Annotated in this window: 18 protein-coding genes and 2 tRNA genes; 7 read left to right on the plus strand and 13 right to left on the minus strand. The window is 40.8% G+C overall.

Translation table 11 applies throughout. The annotated features are described in order from the left end of the window. Positions 1-31: 31 nt before the first annotated feature. The 8 genes from KW850_RS02070 to KW850_RS02105 form a co-directional block, all read right to left on the minus strand. Positions 32-1,327, minus strand: coding sequence for an aspartate aminotransferase family protein (locus KW850_RS02070; RefSeq protein ID WP_218345905.1), 1,296 nt, complete (start codon positions 1,325-1,327; stop codon positions 32-34). After that, the gene (locus KW850_RS02075) at positions 1,311-2,696 is read right to left on the minus strand and encodes an aminotransferase family protein (protein WP_218345906.1); all 1,386 of its coding nucleotides are present in this window, start codon (positions 2,694-2,696) and stop codon (positions 1,311-1,313) included. The genes KW850_RS02070 and KW850_RS02075 overlap by 17 nt, the downstream gene beginning before the upstream one ends. Then, a complete protein-coding gene (locus KW850_RS02080) occupies positions 2,684-3,874 on the minus strand; it encodes a thiolase family protein (protein ID WP_218345907.1) in 1,191 nt (396 codons plus the stop codon). The genes KW850_RS02075 and KW850_RS02080 overlap by 13 nt, the downstream gene beginning before the upstream one ends. After that, positions 3,874-4,536 (minus strand): 3-oxoacid CoA-transferase subunit B, encoded by a 663-nt coding sequence (locus tag KW850_RS02085; protein WP_218345908.1) that lies wholly within the window; start codon positions 4,534-4,536, stop codon positions 3,874-3,876. The genes KW850_RS02080 and KW850_RS02085 overlap by 1 nt, the downstream gene beginning before the upstream one ends. Position 4,537: 1 nt before the next feature. Further along, positions 4,538-5,194: a CoA transferase subunit A gene (locus tag KW850_RS02090; RefSeq protein WP_218345909.1), complete on the minus strand. Its 657-nt coding sequence runs from the start codon at positions 5,192-5,194 to the stop codon at positions 4,538-4,540. Between the two features lie 189 nt (positions 5,195-5,383). Beyond that, positions 5,384-5,713, minus strand: a complete 330-nt coding sequence (locus tag KW850_RS02095; RefSeq protein WP_218345910.1) for a DUF3870 domain-containing protein — start codon at positions 5,711-5,713, stop codon at positions 5,384-5,386. 186 nt (positions 5,714-5,899) lie between these two features. Beyond that, positions 5,900-6,781, minus strand: coding sequence for a pyridoxal 5'-phosphate synthase lyase subunit PdxS (pdxS, locus tag KW850_RS02100; RefSeq protein WP_218345911.1), 882 nt, complete (start codon positions 6,779-6,781; stop codon positions 5,900-5,902). A gap of 448 nt (positions 6,782-7,229) precedes the next feature. Beyond that, positions 7,230-7,311 (minus strand) — tRNA-Val (locus KW850_RS02105). Positions 7,312-7,618: 307 nt separating this feature from the next. On the opposite strand from KW850_RS02105, the gene KW850_RS02110 reads away from it, so the two are divergent. After that, a complete protein-coding gene (locus KW850_RS02110) occupies positions 7,619-8,035 on the plus strand; it encodes a hypothetical protein (RefSeq protein ID WP_218345912.1) in 417 nt (138 codons plus the stop codon). Here the strand turns inward: KW850_RS02110 and KW850_RS02115 are convergent. Beyond that, entirely contained in the window at positions 8,016-8,228 is a 213-nt protein-coding gene (locus KW850_RS02115) for a hypothetical protein (RefSeq protein ID WP_218345913.1), read from the minus strand. The two genes, KW850_RS02110 and KW850_RS02115, sit on opposite strands and share 20 nt — an antisense overlap. Positions 8,229-9,150: 922 nt before the next feature. Here KW850_RS02115 and KW850_RS02120 point away from each other — a divergent pair. After that, a complete protein-coding gene (locus KW850_RS02120) occupies positions 9,151-9,327 on the plus strand; it encodes a hypothetical protein (RefSeq protein ID WP_218345914.1) in 177 nt (58 codons plus the stop codon). 264 nt (positions 9,328-9,591) lie between these two features. On the opposite strand, the gene KW850_RS02125 is transcribed toward KW850_RS02120, so the two are convergent. The 3 genes from KW850_RS02125 to KW850_RS02135 all read right to left on the minus strand — a co-directional run bounded on the left by KW850_RS02125 (position 9,592) and on the right by KW850_RS02135 (position 11,200). Next, the gene (locus tag KW850_RS02125; protein ID WP_218345915.1) at positions 9,592-9,837 is read right to left on the minus strand and encodes a hypothetical protein; all 246 of its coding nucleotides are present in this window, start codon (positions 9,835-9,837) and stop codon (positions 9,592-9,594) included. A gap of 82 nt (positions 9,838-9,919) precedes the next feature. Next, positions 9,920-10,963: a tyrosine-type recombinase/integrase gene (locus tag KW850_RS02130; RefSeq protein WP_256358021.1), complete on the minus strand. Its 1,044-nt coding sequence runs from the start codon at positions 10,961-10,963 to the stop codon at positions 9,920-9,922. Between the two features lie 164 nt (positions 10,964-11,127). Beyond that, positions 11,128-11,200, minus strand: a tRNA-Val gene (locus KW850_RS02135). Between the two features lie 203 nt (positions 11,201-11,403). On the opposite strand from KW850_RS02135, the gene KW850_RS02140 reads away from it, so the two are divergent. The 5 genes from KW850_RS02140 to KW850_RS02160 all read left to right on the plus strand — a co-directional run bounded on the left by KW850_RS02140 (position 11,404) and on the right by KW850_RS02160 (position 15,986). Beyond that, a complete protein-coding gene (locus KW850_RS02140; RefSeq protein ID WP_218345916.1) occupies positions 11,404-11,628 on the plus strand; it encodes a hypothetical protein in 225 nt (74 codons plus the stop codon). Positions 11,629-11,751: 123 nt separating this feature from the next. Further along, positions 11,752-12,474, plus strand: coding sequence for an alpha/beta hydrolase (locus KW850_RS02145; protein ID WP_218345917.1), 723 nt, complete (start codon positions 11,752-11,754; stop codon positions 12,472-12,474). Between the two features lie 138 nt (positions 12,475-12,612). After that, positions 12,613-13,125 carry a YjcG family protein gene (locus tag KW850_RS02150; RefSeq protein ID WP_218345918.1) on the plus strand — a complete coding sequence of 171 codons (513 nt, stop codon included), beginning with the start codon at positions 12,613-12,615 and terminating at the stop codon, positions 13,123-13,125. Between the two features lie 5 nt (positions 13,126-13,130). Next, positions 13,131-13,553, plus strand: coding sequence for a GNAT family N-acetyltransferase (locus KW850_RS02155; protein WP_218345919.1), 423 nt, complete (start codon positions 13,131-13,133; stop codon positions 13,551-13,553). A gap of 132 nt (positions 13,554-13,685) precedes the next feature. Further along, the gene (locus KW850_RS02160) at positions 13,686-15,986 is read left to right on the plus strand and encodes a UvrD-helicase domain-containing protein (protein WP_218345920.1); all 2,301 of its coding nucleotides are present in this window, start codon (positions 13,686-13,688) and stop codon (positions 15,984-15,986) included. A 42-nt stretch (positions 15,987-16,028) separates the two neighbouring features. Here the strand turns inward: KW850_RS02160 and KW850_RS02165 are convergent. Next, on the minus strand, positions 16,029-16,178 hold a 150-nt coding region (locus KW850_RS02165), incomplete at its 5' end, for an IS3 family transposase (protein WP_218345943.1).

Genomic DNA, 16,178 nt, shown 5'->3' on the forward strand with positions numbered 1-16,178 from the left:
CCTTTTTCGTGGTATTTCGAGGAATCGAAAATTAGTTTCCTGAAATTGTTTCTGTTATCACATCTTCTAAAATCGTTAATCCTATATCAAGCACATCTTCATGAATATTAAGAGGCAGCATTAATCGGATCGTTTGCCCGCTTACACCGCAGTTCATAATGAGCAAGCCATTTTCCAGTGCTTTCGATTTGATTTTCGGTACAAAGAAAGCAGCAGATTGCGAATCGAATTCAATACCGATCATCATGCCGACTCCTCGGACTTCAACAATGCCCGGTAAATGTCCTACTGAGTTATGAAGTCGGCCGACAATCTCGGCACCGAGTTTAGCACTACGCTCTACTAACCTCTCTTCCTCAATGACCTCAATGTTTGCTAATGCCGCAGCACAAGAAACTGGATTTCCTCCAAATGTCGAACCATGACCGGCAGTCGGCCATTTTTCATGAAGCTCACGACTTGCGACAATCGCACCAAGAGGCATGCCGCCGGAAAGAGCTTTTGCCAGTACTAAAATATCAGGAGTCACATTCGCATGCTCTGCAGCGAACATTTTACCAGTACGTCCAAATCCTGTTTGAACTTCGTCAAAGATAAGCAAAATACCGTGTTCCTCTGTAATCTTTCTTAACGCCTGCAAAAAGCTTGGCGGTGCCGGATAATAGCCGCCTTCACCCATTACAGGTTCAATGATGATGGCAGCTACACGTGAAGGATCGACGCGTAAATCGAACAATTTCTGAAGCTGATTCAAGCAATACTCTTCAGCTTCTTCTTCTCTAATGTTTTTCAGCTGGCTGGGATACGGATATGGAACGTGATACACCTCGCCTAAAATCGGTTCATAATAACGACGATATTTAGAGCTTGATGCCGTAATGGCTGTTGCTCCTAATGTACGGCCATGAAACGATCCTTCAAAAGCAATGATGGCGGGTCTGCCTGTGGCCGCCTTTGCCAGTTTAAGTGCACCGTCAATGGCTTCTGCTCCCGAATTGGAGAAAAAGACAGTGTCTAGATTTCCTGGTGTGATATGAGCAAGCTTTTCCGCCAAATTCGCTGCCGTTTCATAATAACCATAGTTCAATCCAAGATGAATCAAGGCTTCAGCTTGCTTTTTAATGGCTTCCACCATTTTTCCGTTCGTATGCCCGACTGCGTTGACAGCTACTCCTGAAACGAAATCGATATACTCCTTTCCGTCTGTCGTCCAAAATTTGGCGCCATGTGCTTTTTCAATGACAAGCTCCGTTACCCTTGTCATAACCGGTGATAAATGTTTTTGTGCTTTTTCTTTAATCTCTTCTGTTTTATTTTGTAATTTCATACATCTCATCCTTTCTTAATTGACTTTTGAATATCGTAAATGATTCATCTAAAATTCTCACAATCTCATCAATTTCTGTTCTCGTAACATTTAAAGGAGGGCTGATGATGAGGTGCTCCCCCATTGTGCCGTCAATGGAACCGGAACCGGGATAAAAAACCGCACCGAGTTCCATCGCAATTCCATTCAATCTTTCAGCAGCTTTTTCAGAGGGATCGAACAGCCGATCCTGCCTAGGATCCTTCACTAGCTCCATACCGATCAACAGCCCTCTGCCCCGAACATCAGATATATAAGAATGTTTTTGCTTCAGCTCCATAAGACGTTTGACAAGGTAGGGACCTTGTTTTTTGACGTTTTCCAGCACCATATCTCGCTCATATACGTCCAATGCAGCAAGACCAGCAGCAACCGCTACTGGATGCCCACTATAGGTGTAACCATGAATAAATTTCCCGTCGCTGTTTTGAATGAGCCCATCGATTAACCGATCATGAACGATCATTCCCGCTAGCGGAGCATATCCTGCTGATACCCCTTTTCCGAATGTGATGATATCAGGCTTGATTCCAATCTGTTCTGTCGCGAAGTTGGTTCCAGTACGGCCGAATCCAGTCATCACTTCATCGATAATTAAGACGATTTCGTAACGATCACACAGCTCTCGAACTTTCTCAAAATACCCCGGCGGCGGTGGAACAGCACCTTGCTGGCTTCCGACAATCGGTTCGGCAATAAATGCCGACACGTTCTCAGGACCAAGCTCTAAAATGGTTCTTTCAATATCCGTTACACATGTCCAGTTTTGTTTAGAGAGACAATCGTCTTTTTGACGATCATATGGACATCGGTGGCAGTACGGAGAATAGACATGGGCATAGTTTAAAAGATTAGGAGTGTATGCATGCCTTCTTTTAACGTCTCCTCCAGCGGATAAAGAACCGATGGTGTTACCGTGATATGACTGCCATCGCCCGATTACAATGTGCTTTTGGGGTCTGCCGGCATCCCGATGATATTGTCTTGCCAGCTTCAAAGCGCTTTCATTTGCTTCAGAGCCCCCGGTTGTAAAATACACTTTATTTAAATGGTTGGGGGCCATATTTCCGATTGTTTCAGCCAATTGATGCAATGCTTTCGTCTCGAAACGCATAGTATGGACGAAAGCTGCCTTTTTTGCTTGTTCTGCCATTGCCTCTCCTATAGAAGTAATCCCATGGCCCAAGTTGGCTGCAACTGCTCCCGAACAAGCATCCAAATATTTTTTCCCGTTCTCATCAATAAGATAGGAACCTACACCGTGGGTAATAATCGGGTACTCCTTTTTTAAATCACGGTGAAACACATAATCTTTTTTTATTCCATCCATCTTTCCACCACCATTGCCATTCCTAATCCTCCAGCCACACAAAGTGTCGCGAGGCCATATTGCCGTTTTTGCTTTTCCAGCTCATGACATAATGTAGTGACGATTCTAGCACCGGAGCAGCCTAGCGGGTGGCCTAAGGCAATCGCCCCTCCATTTACATTCACGTTGTCTCCTTTTATGCCCCATTCTCTTAAACAAGCAAGACTTTGCGCAGCGAATGCTTCATTTAATTCAATCAAATCGATATCTTCTAAGCGGAGACCTGCTTTTTTCAACACAATTTGGGATGCAGGAACCGGACCGATTCCCATTTCTTTTGGCGATACACCCGCTGCAGCAAAGGAACGAATCCTTGCCATCGGAACTACTCCAAGTTGTTTCGCTTTTTCTTCCGACATCAACAGCAGCATCGAGGCTCCATCATTTCTGCCGGATGAGTTCCCGGCTGTTACAGTACCATCCTTTTGAAACACAGATCTTAGTGTTCCTAACTTGTCAATGGCCGTCAATCTTGGGTACTCATCTATCGCAAAGTGTCTAATCCCCTTTTTCCCTTCCTTTACCGGAACAGGAATGATTTCTTCTTCAAAAAGGCCCAATTCAATAGCACGTTTCGCTTTCTTCTGACTTATATAGGCAAACTCATCTTGTTCACGGCGGCTAATGTTATGTTTTTCAGCAAGCCATTCAGCTGTTTGCCCCATTGTGAAGCGACCGTATATTTCCTCTGGTTGGGATTTTGGCTGACTCTCCGTATTTGAATCATACAAGGTCATATCTCCAATCTTTGGGCCAAATCGAGTACCAATCGTATAGTGTGGAGCCTGTGACATACTTTCAGCACCGCCTGCTAAAACAACGTCCGCCTGACCTGTCATAATGGACATCGCCCCGTTTACGACGGCCTGCATACCCGAACCACACTGACGATGTACGGTATAAGCAGGAATCGATTCAGGAAAATGGGCAAGTAAGGCTGCCACCCTTGCAATATTAGGGGCATGTGCACTCTGCTTTGTTTGGCCGATGATAACTTCATCGACAATATTGGCACCGTAACCGGCAGCAGATAGGTTATTTTTCATGATGAGGGATACTAGCTCTTCTGGAGGGATATCTGCGAGTGATCCGCCGAAGCTCCCAATTGCAGTGCGAAATGCATTTACGATTACTACCACTACACAGTCACCTCGTTGCCAATATTAAAAGACTCAGAAATATGGAACGGTGAGTCCGTTTTCTGTTGAACTTCCTCAAGAGAAATTCCAGGAGACAGATCGATTAGATGAAGTCCATCTTCCTTAACGGCGAACACCGCCAACTCGGTAATAACTAAATCCACAATTCGTTCCGATGTGAGCGGATAGGTTAATTCCTTGACAATTTTTGACTCACCCTGGGTATTCGTATGCATCGTTGTTACGATCACCTTTTTGGAGCCTTCTAATAAATCCATTGCCCCGCCTACACCGAGAACACTTTTTCCTGGTACGGCCCAGTTAGCAATCCGCCCAATCGCATCAATTTGCAATACACCAAGAATTGAGACGCTCACATGCCCTCCACGTATCATCGCAAACGAGGATGCACTATCAAAAAAGGATGAACCTTCCAACACTGTGACAGGCAGTTTCCCTGCATTAACAAGGTTTTGGTCAATCTGCTCCGGATCAGGCGAAGGACCTACTCCCAGAATGCCGTTTTCCGAATGTAAAAAGACTTTTATATCTGATGGAATATAATCAGCCACCAGCGTTGGAATCCCTATCCCCAAATTGACGATATCGCCATTCCTTAGTTCCTTTGCTGCTCTTGCAGCAATGTATTGTTTCGCATTCAAGCTAATTCCCCTCCTTCACAACGATATAATCAACGTATAAATGCGGGGTCACAATTTCTTCAGGTGAAAGCTGGCCTGCCTCCACTATCTCATCCACCTCTGCAATCACAACATCCGCGGATGTTGCCATCATCGGATTAAAATTTCTTGCAGATTTGTTGTAAATGAGATTTCCTAATCGATCCGCTTTTTTCGCTTTAATGAAAGCAAAATCGGCTTTAAGGGGCTCCTGGAGCACATATTTTTTACCGTTAAGAGTACGCTCTTCTTTGTTTTCGGCGATTTTCGTCCCCACGCTGACCGGTGTATAAAACCCTCCAATGCCCGCACCGCCCGCACGAATGGCTTCAGACATCGTTCCCTGCGGGAGAAGCTCAACTTCCAATTCTTTATCCTGATAGGCTTTAACTACTTCTGGGTTGGAGGTGAAATATGAACCTATTGCTTTTTTAACTTTTTTTTGCCTTACTAAAACTCCCAGACCTTTCCCAGGTTCTCCAAGGTTATTACTAATAATCTCTAGGTCTTTGACTTCCCGCTTAGCTAAAGCTGCTATTAAACTAAGCGGACTTCCTACAAGCCCAAAACCCCCTACCATAATCCGTGAGCCGCTTTTAACTTTTTTTACTGCTTCTTCGCATGTAATCAGCTTGCTCATCTTTTCCCCTACCTCTCCATTGACTATCGTGTGTACTAACAGTTCGGAAAATATAAAAAACCGAGCAAAACATAAATCCTTTATAAAGAATGCCATATTAATGACGATTCCTTACAAAGTGTTCATGTCTGCCCGGTTTTAATAAGACCATGGGAAGAGGTCGTCTTCCCACTTTATTATAACCAAACGTTATGTATTCTTTTGCTTCACGTTATCCCAGTAACGTTGAACTGCAGCCTGAAGGGCCACAATGATCGCTTGCTGGGATGGAGCAAAATAAAAGCTTTGAATTCGTTCAATCAGGGGCTCAACACCGTCTTTAAGACAGTAGCCAATCAGCAGTTTTTGAAAATGATTTTTCGTTAATTTTGTAACAAATGTAAATTCGGCGTTGATAATTTTATGTTCTTTCGGATCCACTTCGAGTACAATTCCCGCATGCTTATACATTTCATACATGGAAGTTCCCTGTGGAGCTTTTGCATATCCTGTAACAATCACTGTTTCCAGTGTTTGCATGCCCCTAAACCTCCTTTCAAAAACTAACTGATCATTTTCTAACACGAGTATAAGGGTCAGAAAAAACAAAGTCAATACAAAAATTCTAAATTTTCAAAAACGTTAAAGCGGTTTCACGACTGTGTTAGTGATTTACGTTTGTTTTTTTAAAATAATAAATAACCCAATTAGTACTAGAAAAACTCCTTACCAACCACGATCCTGCATACGTGCTTCAGGTGCTAAGGATGAAATTTCGATTCCTTTCATAGGAGTGCCAAGATCCTTGGAAAGTTCGGCAATCAATTTATAATCTTGATAGTGAGTTGTTGCCTCTACAATCGCTTTTGCAAATTTTGCAGGGTTATCCGATTTGAAAATTCCTGATCCTACGAATACACCATCTGCTCCTAATTGCATCATTAACGCCGCATCAGCAGGTGTTGCTACCCCGCCAGCTGCAAAATTAACAACCGGAAGTCGGCCTAAACGCTTAATTTCAAGCAGTAATTCAAATGGCGCACCTAAAAGCTTTGCTTCTGTCATAAGCTCGTCCTCGTTCATGCCAACCACTTTACGAACCTGTGCATTTACCTTACGGATATGACGGACTGCTTCAACGATGTTTCCAGTCCCCGGCTCTCCTTTTGTACGAAGCATGGATGCACCTTCACCAATACGGCGGGCAGCTTCCCCTAAATCGCGGCATCCGCAAACAAATGGAACGGTATAATCACTTTTAAATAAATGGAACTCTTCATCAGCAGGTGTTAAAACTTCACTTTCGTCTATATAATCAACGCCCATTGCTTCAAGTACACGTGCTTCCACAATATGGCCGATACGTGCCTTAGCCATTACAGGGATTGAAACAGCATTAAGTACTTCCTCTACGATTCTCGGATCTGCCATTCTTGCTACGCCGCCAGCTGCGCGAATATCAGAAGGAACACGCTCTAAGGCCATAACAGCCACTGCTCCTGCTTCCTCCGCAATTTTAGCCTGCTCGGCATTCACAACATCCATTATGACGCCGCCCTTTTGCATTTCAGCCATGCCTCTTTTTACACGTTCCGTACCTGTTTTCATTGTTATCCCCCTTTGATGATTATGAACTCACTAGTTTCACTTATAAACATGCAAATACTGTGCCAATATTAAAAATGCCTATTTGCGAACTATTTAAGAAAAAAAATGAAAAATTTTTTGGCACTATTCTTATTTTTTTGCACTTAAACTGCAAAAAGTACATTACCAATAAAATGGAAATTTTTTGTTTTATGAAACATCCTTAATCACAACTGGAACTAGAGTAGAAATTTTTTTAGAAAAATATAAATCCGGATCCGGTTAGAAAAAAGACAACAAGTGAGTTGAGATAAATGCAGTCATTGAGGTAGGTGAAGAAGGGGTAAGTTGGATAATGTCGAATTATAAGGGTAATAGTTTCTGCCACCAAATCATCAGTATTACTTCAAACTAAATTGTTAAATAAAAAAAACCTTGATAACTCAAAGGTTACCAAGGCTCTATTATGATGACCTGTGAGGGGTTCGAACCCCCGACCTCAACCCTGTCAAGGTTGCGGATGGTTTTCCGGTACTCCCTACGGTAAGTCATCGGATAAGACAACGTTGCTATGTAAACGATAAGTCAGCGTTAAGTCATGCGTAAATTTGTTCCGTTATGTCGAATTATACCGAATAGGTGCGCAACCTTGCAAGTGTTGAAAGCGAAACCCGTTAATCAAAGAACGCGGAAACCGAAATATCCCCTTCTTTACTTTCCATACTATACCAGATGACCTTGGTACTCTTCTAATTCTGCATGATGATGCTATTTTTTCACTTTATAGACTTAAATAACTATATTTTACATATAATGCTATAACTTTGATTTAACCAATAGGATTGGGAGGAGATTCACATGAGAAATGCGTTATGTTGGGCAGGTTATTTCGCCATAGCAACCGGTATTATCATCGCTGTTTATATTATTACCTCGTTAAAGATTGTCGACATTAGCGCTATTGATTTTGTCGCGGAGGAATCACCGCACCCATATCGCTGGCTTTACGCGTCCTTTGTTCTCGCAGTCACGGTGCCAATCGGACTGATGGCGGTCACCGTCTCGCACTTCCTCGAAAGTAAACCGAGTGACTATACATACAACGCGAAAGAAAGACCTAATGAATCTTATCATAACCGCCCATTTTATTTAAGCCTTGGCGTACCTGCTGGGGCTTTTTTAGCTAAAGTAATTACTCTCAGCTTTCTTGGTTTGAAATATCCTCTTTCGTTTCAACCCAAAAAAAAGCACCCGATTATTCGGATGCATACTTAATTATTCCATGTAAATAAACCGAGTATTCTCGCTGTACACATTCTCTTAACTTGATTTTTCCTTCACTTTCTAATTCTCCAACCCATTCTTCAATCTTTTTTTCATCTTCTTTTGTAGCCTTAGGAATCTCTGTTGAAAAGAAATTACCTCGACTTGCATTTTGTAGATTTTTAAATAAACCAACTTTATTCATTGGGTCATCTCCTTTATCTATTATTTTCGACATAAAGGAGCTTGAGTTCAGTAATGCAGTCGGAGTCGTCGAACGGCTGGTCCGATTTGTGTAATAGCATTGGTTTTACGAACATTTAAAACACCTCACATTAATTTTACCATAATTAATTGAACGGAAGATTAGGAGACTATTGGAAGAGGTAGTGGTTTGGTGTAATAAAAAAGGACGCCATAAGGCACCATAATTTAAGGAAGACCAATTCCCTCCCACTTCGGTCATGGTCATTTCCGAGTGGTTCAAGCGGGCAAAATAAAAACCCTTAGTTAGGGCTATCTGCCTGTTCTCTTACATATCCGCGAAATGGTCCGGTTGCAGTAATTTCTAATCTGCTAAAGGGATGCATCGTTTCGTCAAAAGTTTCACCGGGTTTTAAGTATGCGGATAGCTGAGCGTGTAGCTACCGCTCGGCCTACGTTTCGACAACCCCGTGAGTTCTGGAAGGCTCTCCGTCCCGGCACCTTCTTGCTGATGATTATTCCGTTTGTAAGAAAGACGTTTCGGACATCCTACAATTAGGAGGTGCCATCATGTTTTCGTGGATATACAATCATTTTATAAACACTCTTTGGTTTCTTCTGATTATGATGTCGATTCCGGGTGCTTTTGGACTTTATTTAATTTATTCCCAAATAAAACAAAATCGGCAAGATAATGACGATAGTCAAAATCAATAGAGCCTACCGGTATGTTCTTCCACATTACGCACCATTACCCGCACATATTCCGAAATACCGAGTTCCTTCTATTATATACCCCCAGTAGGTATATTCGTAATATCCTCTATAATTCCGTCAAATAAATGATTTCAAAAAGGAAAACGCTTACAACTTAGCGAATATATACTTTGAGTTATTAATAAAAGTACACGGAGGGATGTCTTTTGATAAACTGCAAAAAATGTGAAAAAGAGTTTTATTTCCAAGTTACGGAAATGAATGTCCCTGGAGGCAAAGAGCGTGAGTATTTAAATTGCCCCCATTGCGGTGAAACAAATGGTTCAGTTGTAACGAGCGGTGTCGTGTATATTCATAAAATTGAGGAAAACTCTAAGAATTAATTATCGATACTTTACACGACAATTGGGCCCTTGAACATAGGGCTTTCTTTAATTTTTGTACAAATAAAAACGTCACCCCGTGGTGACGCGCTCACTATCACGCCACATATTACGCTGTGCCTTTATTAGCTCCGGCATTCCAAAGGCGAACTGCCATTTAACTTTTCCGCGGTCTCTTATCGTCATAACGGTCATCTCCTTCATTCTTATTATATACGAACATAAGTTCTGTATGTAAACAAAAAAAATTTACGACGGCACGCATTAATCGTCGTAGTGGTATAAACCTTGAGCACACGCCCTACAGTAAAGACTGTTTTTATATATTTCAGTTTCATGATTTTCGTATGCATTCCCGCAATAAGTACATTTATATTTTTTACCCTCGGTATGCTTACGTGAAAAAAATGGATCGAAAGACGGAGTAAAGTTATTTCCATATTCACTATCTAACTCTTCTCCCCATAAAGTCTTTTTTGATTGTTTTCTGCGATCACCATCAAGTTTCAATTAGCATCACCTCCTCTAAATTCTATGCGGTGCCCTTTAATCAAATGCAAATTAAACGCCACCCGTTAAGGTGACGCAATGGTTATCGCTTAATCTTTCGCGGCTTATTCAGTTTGCCCGTAATCATATTCATAGCTGAATACTTTTCGTGCTGGTTTATTAACGATTCCTTCGATAAATGAGTATAACGCAGCACCACACGTAAATCCGCATGACCGAGTAATAATTGTAAGTGTCGAATATCTCCGCCTGATTCCAGGAACATAGTTGCTGCAGTATGACGGAATAAATGCGGATGCACATTCTTAGTTATGCCGGCCTTCTTAGCGTAACCATTCAATCTATTACGGAAATGGTCCCGCGTTAATGGTTCTCCGTAGTTAGAAAGAAAGATATAGTCGCTGTCAAAGTCCGTTTTATTTTCGCTAATCAGTTCCTTTATTAAGCGAGCTGTAACATGTTGTAGCGGTATTGTCCTCGATTTTCTACTCTTAGCTATGCTAGCCGGTATTGTAGCGGTCCTGGTTGCGAAATCAATATCGGAATGTTTAAGGCCTAGCGTTTCACTTATTCGAGTCGTTCCGTCAATTAGGAAATGCATTAGCACATGGTCGCGGAACTCTGCATAATGACGCTGATTAGGGACGTTCAGCAGCCGTTTTAATTCATCCGCAGTAAGGACTACGATTTCCTCTTCGGGCTCGCTTACGTTCTTTATACCTTCCATCGGATTATTATCGATTAATCCTTCCTCAAACAAACACTTAAACATTACGCGCAACGTCTTAAGCCGTGTATTAACTGTTGCTGGCGACAATCCTACCGTCATTGATTCCTGCGGCTTAAACTTATGATCTTGGAATTTAACCCATTTCTCGTGCATATAAACGATATAATCGCGAATTGTATCCTTCGTAATATCCTTAACTGATCGCTTTATATCGTGCCTATCAAGAAACTCGATAAAATACCCGTAATTATCTTCGTATTGATTCAGCGTACCTTCCGCCCTTCCCTCCGCTCGTTTTATCGCTTTGAACGATTGGAATAGGTTATCGAGGTTATGCGCAGATTTACGCATTGTCCTAGCGTTTTTGACACGCTTACCAGTTCGTTTATCAGCCAAAATAAAAACGCCTCCTGTTCGTTATTTCAACGGAACAAAAGACGTAATAACCCAGCGCTACCCTGCCGAAAATAGGAGCGCTACCCTGCGATTAAGTCAACGCATAAGTCATCGACAATAAAAAACGGTAGAACACCGTCATATCAACGTTTCTACCGTCCGGATGACCTGTGAGGGGTTCGAACCCCCGACCTCAACCCTGTCAAGGTTGCGCTCTCCCAACTGAGCTAACAGATCTCTTATTTAACTACATATTTAATTATAGTAAAAAGACCAAAAATGTCAATACCATTTTTAGTATTCCTTTAAAAACATTTCTATTCACAAAAACCTTTATCACTAATGGTACCTAATAAACAGAAACATAAGTTCTGATTTTATTGAATAAAGAACTAATGTTCGGGTATAATAGTATTATACAGAGGAAAGGAGAGATGATCATGGATGGACTTTTTATTCGTTCAATTAAAGAAAATATACCGCTCGAGATGATCTATCTTGCAGAAAATCAAGAGCTTTCGCAACGGACTTTGATTGTAAGGGAAGTAACTGAAGAGTACATTCGTGCTTATTGTTTATTGCGAAAGCAAATACGTACCTTTAAGCGTGAAAATATATTATCCATTTTGCCTGAATCCCGTACCAAACACCGCTACCTTCACTAATCCTCACACTTTCATTCACACTTTCATTCACATTTCATTCAGCCCCCTTAATATTGAAAGCATTTCCACTTTAGTTTTGTTATAATGCAGTGGTAGAGATTGAATCATGGGGGGAATTATCACATGGAGTTTCCAAAAGGAACCATCAAAGAACTTACCATTCATAGTGGTGAACTTGGAGAGGATATACAGATCCTTGTCTATCTGCCAGCAAACTTCTCACCGCTTTATAAATACTCGCTGTTAATCGCCCAGGACGGCCAAGATTATTTTCAATTAGGCAGAATCGCGCGATTGGCAGACGAGTTTCTTTTTCAAAGAGAAATTGAAAACTTAATCATTATTGGGGTACCCTATAAGGATGTAGAAGACCGCCGCAAGAAATATCATCCAAGCGGCTCCCAGAATCAACAATACATCCGTTTCCTAGCCCATGAATTAGTTCCTTTTCTTGATCAAGAGTTTCCTACTTATCAAATGGGCTCGACGAGAGCACTTATTGGCGACTCCCTTGGCGGTGCCGTTTCTTTAATGACAACACTTCAATACCCACATACATTTGGGAAAGTCCTGCTGCATTCTCCATATGTAGATGAACATGTATTGAATGCGGTCAAGAACTTCTCAGAGGGACAGCTATTACAACTCTATCATGTGATTGGGAAGCAAGAAACGGAAGTACCGACCACAAACGGCATGCTAAAAGATTTCTTAACTCCGAACAGGGAGCTTTCAAAAATTATTTCAGACAAACCAATTACATATTTTTATGAAGAGTTTAGCGGAGACCATACCTGGACGTACTGGCAGCCTGATTTAAGACGGGCACTTAAAATGCTATTTTAGTCTTATAACTATCGACTCATAATTTAGACCATCCACTTAAATTGTTTAATAAATTTAGAAAATTTGTTATAATAATAGGAAGACTTCTTTAAACATTTATTTTTCTATAAAAATATTTTTTATAACGGAGGTATACGTATGAAATTTGGAGTTGTTATTTTTCCATCAAAAAAACTTCAGGATTTAGCTAATTCCTATCGAAAACGTTATGACCCGCATTACGCTTTAATTACGCCTCACCTTACATTGAAAAATTCCTTTGAGGCGTCCGAAGAAGAAGCGAAAGAATATGCTGATAAATTACGAAGAGTTGCAGCTGATCATCATGCATTTACATTAAAAACTTCAAAAATCAGTTCCTTTCAGCCTGTAAATAATGTGATTTATTTTAAAGTGGACAAGACAGACGAACTAACTGCTTTGCATAACGAAGTTAATCAAGAATTTACAGAGCAAAACTTAGACTATGCGTTTGTTCCACATATCACCATTGGGCAAAAACTATCCAATGATGAGCACTCTGATGTATTTGGCTCATTACGTATGACCAAAATTGATCATGAAGAAACGATTGACCGCTTCCATCTTCTTTATCAATTAGAAAATGGATCCTGGACCGTTTATGAAACATTTCGTCTTGGAAAGGAATAGTTTAAGTGACCGTAAAGATTGTTGAAAACCAAAAAGAACTTGAAGATGCCTATTCAGTAAGGAAAACCGTTTTCGTTGAAGAACAAGCAGTTCCACTTGAAGAGGAAATCGATGCTTACGAGGATGAAGCTAAACATTTTATCATGTATCACGATGGTTCTCCAGTTGGTGCGGGCCGCTTTCGTCTCGTTGATGGCTATGGGAAGGTTGAACGAATTTGTGTCTTGAAAGAGGCAAGAAAAACTGGTGCAGGAAGAGCTATTATGGATTCGATTGAAAACTTTGCACGTGAAAATGATATTCATAAATTAAAGCTTAATGCCCAAACCCATGCGATTCCTTTTTATGCTGGACTTGGATATGAGGTTGTTTCCGAGGAATTTATGGATGCAGGAATTCCTCATAAAACAATGGTAAAAAAAATATAACCTTAAAAAGCACTTGGCGCTCCAAGTGCTTTTTTGGTAATTCCATCAATGTTGATGAACCCCTTTCAGTTCCCCTTTGGTTTTGATATGATAGAACATGTCTTGATTTTTGGATATAGAGGATAAAAAATTATGAAAACAGCAATTTATCAAAGTCAAACTATTGTTCTTGAGCAGTTAAGCAGGGACCAATATCAGAAAATATTTCTCGCTGGAAAAAATGATCAATTGAATTGTCCTATCTGCAACGAAAACGTTCGTTTGTTTTTAGGTATTCACAAAGAACCTCATTTTTTCCATACACATTCACCTGAACTAGATTGTCCAGAGCCCTCTGTCATACTGGATAAAGCAGAATCAGAAACATCTTCTGAATTGAATGGATTTAGCATCCCAAAGGGTAGAACCATTACAAAAACCCCGCAACATATTGATTACTTCAAAGCCGCCAAAACAATTGAATACACAGTTCCGTTTACTCCTGCAATGAATGAGAAACTGTTGGAACTTTCACCCTTTTTACAAAAACTTGCAGATAATGGAGTTGTACTTGATGATAGTCAGGCTGCCGCCGTCAAAGAGACAGAAGGCTCTCTATTAGTGCTAGCCGGTGCCGGGAGTGGGAAAACTCGGGTGTTAACAGCACGAACAGCGTATATGCTGGCAGACAAACTGATCGATCCGAGGACGATTATGCTCGTTACGTTCACATCAAAAGCAGCTGCTGAAATGAAGAACCGCCTCCTTACCTATCCGCACATACAGCGAGATCAAATTAATCAACTTGTTACTGGTACCTTTCACAGCATATTTTATCGCATTCTGATGTTCCACGACTCACATAATTGGTCATCTAGCAAACTATTAAAAAAAGAATGGCAGAGAGACAAAATCCTGAAAGAAGCAGGGAAAGAACTTGACTTATCAGAAAAAGAATTCGCTTATGATTTGGCTCTTCAACAAATCGGTCTATGGAAAAACTCTCTGCTCATGCCTGATGCGGTGAAGCCCACTTCAGAATGGGAAGAAAAAACAGTCTTTCTATATAAAAGATATGAAGATTACAAGAAAAACGAGGGTTTATTTGATTTTGATGATATGCTGATTGGCTGTTATCATCTGTTTTCCTCAACCCCTTCCTTACTGGAGCTGTATCAAAATCGGTTTCATTATTTTTTAATTGACGAGTTTCAGGATATTAATAAGGTCCAATATGAACTCATCAAACTATTATCCGCAAAACATAAAAATGTTTGTGCAGTTGGCGATGACGATCAAGCCATATATTCGTTTAGAGGCAGTGACCCTAGCTATTTGCTAGAGTTTGAAAAAGATTTTCCTTATGCAAAAATGGTTACACTTGATCAAAATTATCGATCCTCTCACGAAATTGTTTCGTCTGCTAACCAAATGATTGCTGCAAATAAAATAAGACGGACGAAGAAAATGAAGGCACAGTTTTCTTCAGGAATACTGCCGCAGTTATTTTTTCCCTATGATGAAGAGGAAGAAGCAACGATGATTGTCACTGACATACAAGAGCGGATATCCCTTGGAGCAAACCCTTCCGACTTCGCCATTCTCTATCGGACCAATGCCGGCTCGCGTGCGGTGTTTGAAAGATTGGCTGGCTCCAACCTTCCTTTTAAGATTGATTTGGATGCAGAAGCCTTTTACGACCGTTATATCGTGAGAAGTGCTCTATCCTTTTTAAAAGTCAGCTTAAATGAAGATGACCCACAGGCAATGTCTGACATTTTGCCATTGTTATTTCTTAAGCAAGCCGTTCTAAAAGAATTAAAAGCTCAAAGCATCCTTAAGGATTGTAGTCTACTTGAGGCTCTTTCACATGTAACCACTGCGCATGCTTTTCAGGAAAAGAAATTAAAAAAAGCCGTCACCATAATTCGCGGCTTAAAGCATGTCTCACCATACACAGCACTTGAAAAAGTCGAAAAAGATATTGGCTTTCTTGATTTCCTAAAAAAACGCGGGAATGAGTCGAATAAGATTGAAAAAGGCTCTGACGATCTTAAAGACTTGAAAGTGGCTGCAAAAAGCTTCGACAAAATTGAATCGTTTCTAGCTCATTCCGAACATATGTCAGCTATGAACAAAGAAATTAAAAATTTAAGTAAACATTTTCATGAAGCCATTCATCTTAGTACCATTCATCGTTCGAAAGGACTTGAATACAAAATTGTTTATATTATCGGTGCCGTCGATGGCAGTTTGCCGCACGATTTTGCTCTAGAAGCTTATCGAAATGGCGACTTTACTGCACTTGAAGAAGAAAGAAGATTATTTTACGTGTCGATGACTCGGGCCAAGGATCAGCTTTTTATCTCTGTTCCTGAAAATAGACGCGGAAAAAAAGCCCATCGCTCGAGGTTTATAGTGCCGTTAACTAAAAAGAAGAAGACCGATTCCTAATAATGAACTGTAACCCATAATATGGACAGTTTAATAAAGAGCCTATGCAACTAACAGGTGACCTCGGTATTGTACCGGGGTCATCCTATTTAATCCCCACTGGTAACGATCATTATTGTACTCTTCGATATATGAATCCACTAACTGTTTTAGTTCACCTAAACTCTCACAATCTTTATAATCAACCTCATC

The organism is Bacillus sp. sid0103, assembly GCF_019219025.1.